At 52.3% G+C, this 7,231-nt stretch carries 4 protein-coding genes; all 4 read left to right on the top strand.

Features of this window, described 5'->3' with window-relative positions; translation table 11 throughout:
• Positions 1-44: 44 nt before the first annotated feature.
• Entirely contained in the window at positions 45-5,405 is a 5,361-nt protein-coding gene (locus ACTHMC_RS08060; RefSeq protein WP_440412429.1) for a Rossmann-like fold-containing protein, read from the top strand.
• A 21-nt stretch (positions 5,406-5,426) separates the two neighbouring features.
• Entirely contained in the window at positions 5,427-6,044 is a 618-nt protein-coding gene (locus ACTHMC_RS08065) for a hypothetical protein (protein ID WP_440412426.1), read from the top strand.
• A complete protein-coding gene (locus tag ACTHMC_RS08070) occupies positions 6,041-6,733 on the top strand; it encodes a hypothetical protein (protein WP_440412427.1) in 693 nt (230 codons plus the stop codon). The genes ACTHMC_RS08065 and ACTHMC_RS08070 overlap by 4 nt, the downstream gene beginning before the upstream one ends.
• A 71-nt stretch (positions 6,734-6,804) precedes the next feature.
• Positions 6,805-7,231 (top strand): ParA family protein (locus ACTHMC_RS08075; RefSeq protein ID WP_440412428.1); only part of this gene is annotated, 427 nt, incomplete at its 3' end.

Genomic DNA, 7,231 nt, shown 5'->3' on the forward strand with positions numbered 1-7,231 from the left:
GAACAGTTCAGGCAAAACCTATCTCGCAAACGATCACTCCATTGGTGCAGGCAAAGTGCGCCAGCTGCGAAGGAGAAGAAGAAAAGAAGCTGCAACAGAAAGGAGATAGCGGAGGCGACTGGAATAAACTGCCGGTAGCGGAAGAACCGGAGGAGAAAGAAGAAATTCAAACGAAGGCGGATGCTACGGTGCAAGCCTGTGCCTGTGAAGAAAAGGAAGAGCCTGTGCAGATGAAAGTGGAAACTTCCGTTCAGGCGAAAGCAGATAATACTGTTCAGGCGTGTGCGGCCTGTGATGCAAAAGAAGAAGAGCTGCAGCGGAAACCTGGGTTTGAGAGCGAAGAAGAAAGGGTGCAGGCTTGCGCTTGTGAAGAAAAGGAAGAGCCTGTGCGGATGAAAGTGGAAACTTCCATTCAGACGAAAGCAGAAAATGCAGTTCAGTCCTGTTCAGCTTGCGATGCCAAAGAAGAAAATGTTCAGCGGAAAGAAAGCATTGGCTCCCCCTCAACTGATGTTGAAGGTTCCCTCAACCAATCGAAAGGTGGAGGTTCTTCCATGTCCCCTCAGCTTCGTCAGGGTATGGAATCTGCATTTGGAGCGGATTTCAGCGGCGTAAAAATCCACACGGGAAACACTGCTGTTGAAATGAGCAAGAGCCTGAATGCTCAGGCCTTCACGCATGGCAATGATATTTATTTCAACTCCAATAAGTTTAGTCCTGATACCAACCAGGGTCAGAAATTATTAGCGCATGAGCTCACGCATACCATCCAGCAGGGAAGCTCAAGCGCTGTAGTAAATCGTTCTTCTCTTGTTCAACGGGATTGCGAAACGCCGGAAGAGAGCCCGCCAGCGGCGGCGGCTGAAGAAGCTTCCACAACCATCGATCACGCACCTTGTGCTGTTACCAATCCGCCTGCCGAAGAGCCACCGGAAGGAACTGAAGAGCCCAGCGAAGAAGAAAGGCCGGCAGCGGTTGAAGCGAATGAAGGCGCTCCTGTGGGTGAAAGACAGGCAAATGCCCCTGCGGCAGATGCGAATGCGCCTGACCGTGAGGAAGGTGTTGCGGAAGGTGCTTCGGAAGAAGCACCAGCACAGGATCCATGTGCCTTGCGGGAGGCTGCGGCAGGTGGCGGGGCTGGCGGTGCGGCAGCAGCCGGCGGGTCAACAGGCGCTGTGGCTGGAGGGTCTGGTGCTACTGGCGGCAGTGCGGCGGCAGGTGGAGCGAGAGCAGGATCTGGTGGCGGCGCTGGATCAACAGGCGCAGGCAGTGCCACCGGATCAGGAAGAAGCAGTGCTTCCGAAGGAGGAACCGGAACCACAGCAGCAGGTGGTGGAGCAGGAGCATCGACTTCAGGCGCAGGCAGTGCCGCGGCCGGAAGTGCTGGCGCCGGAAGATCATCATCAGCCGGCCGCAATGAAGAAGGTGGCAACCCTGAAACAGGCTTCCTCTCAGCTGTGATTGCAAGAGGTATTTCTTCCAACATTGTAGCCGAAGGCCTGGGAGAAGCCGCCAGCCCTGAACTACAAACCAGCAGGGATGAACAGTTCGGAGAAGAAAGCAATGCCTTGCTCACCCTGGATACAACCAGAAATTCTGTACTCAATCTCACCAATGCCGGAACGGGTTTTATGCCTGTTCCCGTAGATAGCTCGCAGAGCAAAGAAATGCGGGAGGCCACGGTTCGCCGTCATGCCCGGTCATCTATCCAGGCAAATGAATTCCTGCGGAATGCAGGCGCTCAACTGGAAGACCTGATCACGCGAGCGCAGGACTCAGCCGCTGACCTTCAACAAAAAAGAATTGCCGACAGGGCACAGCTGGAAGCAGATATCCAGAGCCGCCGCGATGAAACGCGTGGCGCCTATTCCGCCATGCGCGGCCGCGCCAACGCCCGCGCTGCTGCCACCCAACTGGTGATCGATGCGCGTTATGCGCAAACCGTAGTACAGATTGAAGTGAAAGCCGTGATGAGCAACCTTCTGCTCATGATATCCAATATCGGGGCTGTTTCACAACTGGCCACTGCAAAAGTGAACCAGCTCACTGCCCTTGATGGTGTTTACAATACTGCCTATAATAATCTCAAGGCAGTTGGCGTAGAAGTTGGGCAGGATGCTGAAAGTCGTGCTGCGCAACACTCCCGGGCCTACCAGAATGCAGATGGCGTGCAGGATCCGGAAATAGTAAGCCGTGTTCGCAACAGAGAAAAGGATGGTTTCTGGGATGGCTATCTTACGTACAACCGTTACAAAGCACGTGCAGAGTCTGCTACCGAAGTAGGCAAGCAGTACAAAGAGGGCATGGAGAAAGAAGGTCAGAAGCAGGCCGACAATATGATGTGCGGTAAATCGGTAGACCTGGAAGTTGTGAACTCCATTTCCGATTCAGGGTCCAGCACACTGCAATGCACATACGATAACGCTAAAGATAATATTCAGCTGCAACGTCAGGCAGCACTTGCACAGGCACTGGTAACAAAACAGGAACTGGGCAATGCGGTGCAGTCTTCATTACAAGCGACCATCATTCAGCTGAGAGAGCGGGAAGCTTCCAATCTGCAACTCATCAATGACTATGGTATCCGTCAGGCCATGGCCATCGAGCGGGATACCGCCACCAGCATTTCTTCGATGCTTAAGGGCGTGAACCAGGCTGCAACACATCTTTCCGGGATACTCAACCAGTTCAGTTTGCAGGTGAAAACCACTGATGCGCCGGATCCTCTGGTGCTTACAGACAAATTGCGTGTACTGCAATCGCAGTTCAGCCTCGCACTTACCGGGGCAGGTAGTGCCATGGATACTGCCAACAACAGTTCGGCCAATATCCTGTCTACCGGGCTCGCTCATACGCAAGCGGCCATTCAGCAATTATCTGCAGATGGTATCAGTGGCGGATGGGAGTTGGCGTCAGGATTCAGCAGCACCATGACTTCCATGGTCAGCAGTACTGGAACTGTGTTTGATGAGCTCTGGACCAATCTCAGCACTGCCATGCAGGCCACCACCGATCAGGGCGTTGCCCAGATCAATGGAGTGGTAACTGCCATCACCGGTCTGTACACACAGATGAATGCTAATCTCACTGCCCGGTTTGAAGAAAGTGCCTCGCATATGCGTTCTGGTATGACCAATAGCCTCAACCAGGATTTCGATTCCAAGATCTGCGCAGAAGCTGAAAAAGCCGCGGCCGAAGTGCAGCCCTGGTGGAAGACTGTACTGAAAGTGCTGCTGGTGATAGTTGTGATCGTAGTGGTGGCCCTGGTGATCGGCCCTGCCGTGATAGGAGCAGTAGGCGCATTGGCCGCTTCCATGGCGGGTGCAGTGGGCGTTGGTGCGGCGCTGGCAGGAACCATCGGCACATGGGTGGGAGCCATTGTGGGTGGAGCCATTGTGGGCGCATTATCCGGACTGACCATACAGGTAGGCAATAACCTGATAGATATGATCGGCAACGGTCCGTTCAGCTGGGACCGTGCTACAAGGGGCTGGAGACAGGCCATCATTGCAGGCGCTATCGGTGGTGCATTGGGTGGATTGGGCGGTCAACTGGGACAATTGCTAGTAGGCAGGCTCGCCACAGCAGGCATTTCAACCGGCTGGCAGCTGGTGGCCGAGTTCGGTATCAATATGGCTTTTGATACGGTGGGTGGTATCCTTGGTGATCTTGCCAATGGTAACCCCATCACACTCGAAGGGGTGCTGCAGGGAGCGGTGATCGGAGCTGTAGTACAGTTATCCTTTGTGGGTATCGGCCGGATGGCCCGTTCGGGAGAAGCGGGTCGTGAAGCAGGCCGTACGCTTACGCGGATGGAACGGCTGGCCATGGGCATCGAAGGCATCCAGAAAGGATCGATGGGCTTTGGAGAAAACCTTGGCGGCGGCCTGGGCGCCAGGATGGGAGGGCCTTCCGGCGAATGGTCGAGGAACGCCCTGGCGGCAGCTCGTGAAGCCATGGCTCCCAGGAGGCCACAGTCAGGCACAAACGAAGAACCGAATACAACCGCCCGGGGCGGATCTGAAGAGGCTACCACAGATACAACTGGCAGCGGTACCCGCCCGGCTGATGAAACAACCAGTTCGCCAAGACCGGCCGAAGATACAGGCACACCAACAACAACGGAAGAAACCAGCACGCCCAGGGCAACAGAAGATAGCAATGCTCCCCGACCCGCTGAAGACACAAATGTAAGACCATCCGAAGGGACAACACCTCAGGACGCAAGTATCACAAGGCCTGGTGAAGAAACTACAACATCCAGACCCGGAGAAGAAACAGCTGCTCCCCGTCCTGGAGAAGAAGCCTCCTCCGGAACCCGTGCAGGCGAAGAACCGGCAAATGCCAGACCGGATGAGCCAACATCCCGCCCATCAGAAGAAACCGATGGCCTGGTTAAAAGTGATGATCTCGAAAACGGTATCGCTGCTGAAAGGGAGCTACCGAACGGACATAAAGAACGTATCAATGAACACCTCGATCCGGAAGGCTGTTCCAGCTGTGACCTGCTCAAACGCCGCTACTCTGACATGTTCAGGCGCGGTCAGCTGGATATGGATGAAGCCAGCTTCAACGGCCTGATGGGTGAGATAGACCAGGTGAAAGCAGATCTCATCAATACACATGGCGATGCTATCCTGGATCCACCAACTGCTCTCAACAGGGGCGATATGATCAATGGCCGTACACGCCAGTCCATCTATGACGAATACCTGGGACGCATAACCGAAATCGAAGGCCGCATCCTGCCAAGCGTTAAGAACCGCACACTGGTAGTGGGCGAAGCTACTTTCGAGTATACGAATGCGCTGACAGAAAAATTAACCAGACCTGCCGGAGAGCCAAATCCAACCGGAACCCAGCAGGATATCACAGCCACCGGCTACGAATCCAGGGCCCATGTGGAACAGATGAATGCGGAACGCGGATTGCCCGCGCCTCCACCAGAAGGTGGTACCGTAATCGAAAACGGCCCTTCGCTGACCATCGAGCATAATATCGACGCCACCAACCTGGCTGCCAATTATCCTCCCAACTCCTTTGACCGGATGGTGTTCAACAATCCGGAAGTGCCGGGAGACGAAGCGCTGGTGAACGGTCTGCTGGAAGGCGTGCTCAGTAATGCTCCGAATGTATTAAGGCCTAATGCAGAAATACAGATCGGTTTAACAGGATCGGCAAGGGCCAAGGGAAGGATTTACCTGGATGGCCTGGTAGCGGGCGCAGGTGGCAGTCCGAGAGTGGGTGCAAACCCGGTTGAAGTAACCATCAATGGAAGAAGATACCAGGTGCGTATTGTGGAAACCAGCAATTTCAGCGCACCTTACAATGCAAGAAGAACGGAAGGTGGCAGGCTCAGAACATCCACCGGCCCAAGCAGGTATTATGTGTTCAAACTACTGTAATTTTAAGGTAAGGAATACATCATGACAGAACAGGAATACAAATATTACTTCGGATGCGGATTCACCTGGTGGACCATCCACATCTTTTTCAGGCCATTTGAAACGGCAGAAGGACAGGAATTGGATACCGTACAGGATGGTATCGATGAATTTGAAGAACAGGTGGAAGAAGTGGCAGCATGGCTGCTGGATGAAGTGGCTAAGCCTGGACTGGATTTTGTGATCGATAAAAAAGAAGTGTCTATGTTCAGCTGCTTAACAGAAAGCGAACCGCTGGTGAAAAACTGGATGCATCAGCTGATCAATATTATGCAGGCACAGCAAATCGGAGACAGGACAAAGCAGTTTGAATACCTGTATTGCCTGCTTATCGGATGGGAACTGTATATGATCATGATCGCTCAGAAATACCTGGACAATCTTCAAGCAGACGGTGCTGAAAAAAGAACAGAACTGATCAACCCATATGCAGACTGGTTGCTCAACGAGTGGGACCTGGCCTGCCGGAAATTCCTGGGCATAAGTGCAGAAGAAATGATGAAGAACGAAGAAGTCCGCAAGACCTATGAAGCCATTGCCATCAACTGGCATAGTACCATTGATGATACCATGAAGAAATATCTAAAAGCAAGTGCATGACAAACAGTAACCAGATCCTTTGGCATGTAAAGAATACAGCATCGCTTTTTATGCTGCCTGCAGATCTGACATTACCTGCCGGAGAAACGGTCCTGGAAGATTTTGATGGAAATACTGTTTCTACTAACCTGGATTTCCTGCAACCTTACGCCATAACTTATACTAAAGCACAGGAAATACTGGATGCACGGTGGAAGGAAAAGATGGCAGAGACTAAAAAAGCATGGGGCCATCTGTACAGGCTAACGGCCCTCTCCGGCAAAACCATTAATACGGAAGAGTTGAAAGACAGCTTTACTAGTTTTGTTTCCTCTGCTGAATCTTCTGTAAAAGATGTTTTTGAACAAGGGAAGAAAGCAGTGGAGAACCTGATGGAATCTGTTCAGCAGGGAGATCCCAAAACAGATGAGGAAAAGAAGTCTGTGCTAAACAGAATATTTGAATTGTTCCCCGGCCTGGGAAATGCCATTGACGAGAAAGCAATGGAAGAAGCAGTGAAAGACCCCGAGGCCTGGGCAAAAAAACTGGAAGAGCAATATCTTCCGCAGGAAAAGAAAGACGCATTCAAAAAATCACAGGAAAAACTGGCGAAAGACATCCAGGATTCAATAGCATCTGCGTTAAGGAATGTTGGCATTACCCCCTCTGCCGACTTCGATAAAAAGAGCGATCCAGGTACAAAAAAGTAGCTCCATAATCCGCACCCGTTAAGGCTTTTCAGGTAGCATAGCAATTTAATTCATCATATTATTGAACCGCTATGCCCGTTATATCTGTTGCAATTCAGAAAGGTGGATCCGGCAAAACCACCACCTGTATCAATCTGGCCGCTGCGCTGCAGCGGTCAGGCAGGAATGTATTGCTGGTGGACGCTGATCCACAGGCTAATCTGTCGCAGTCATTGGGAATTATCGATGAGCCCGAACATAACCTGTATTCTGAACTGAAAAAAGAAATGTCCGGAGAAGGCAGCAATGTGCGCCAGGCCATTCACAGAACAGATGGAGGGTTAAGTGTGCTGCCCGCCTCCTTGGAGCTGGCAGGCGCAGAGCTGGAACTGGTCAGTGTTTATGGAAGAGAGCAGGTGTTGAGCTGGCTCCTTCAACCGGTGGAAAACGAGTATGATTTCATTTTTATCGATTGCCCTCATGCAATCGGTATGCTGACCGTGAATGCGCTTACCGCCA

The sequence above is a fragment of the Pseudobacter sp. genome, from assembly GCF_051955275.1.
Taxonomy (GTDB): Bacteria; Bacteroidota; Bacteroidia; order Chitinophagales; family Chitinophagaceae; genus Pseudobacter.

Excerpts from the sequence above, each read along its gene's own strand:
- ACTHMC_RS08070 (WP_440412427.1), top strand. The coding sequence starts at position 6,041 with ATGACAAACAGTAACCAGATCCTTTGGCATGTAAAGAATACAGCATCG.
- ACTHMC_RS08065 (WP_440412426.1), top strand. The coding sequence starts at position 5,427 with ATGACAGAACAGGAATACAAATATTACTTCGGATGCGGATTCACCTGG.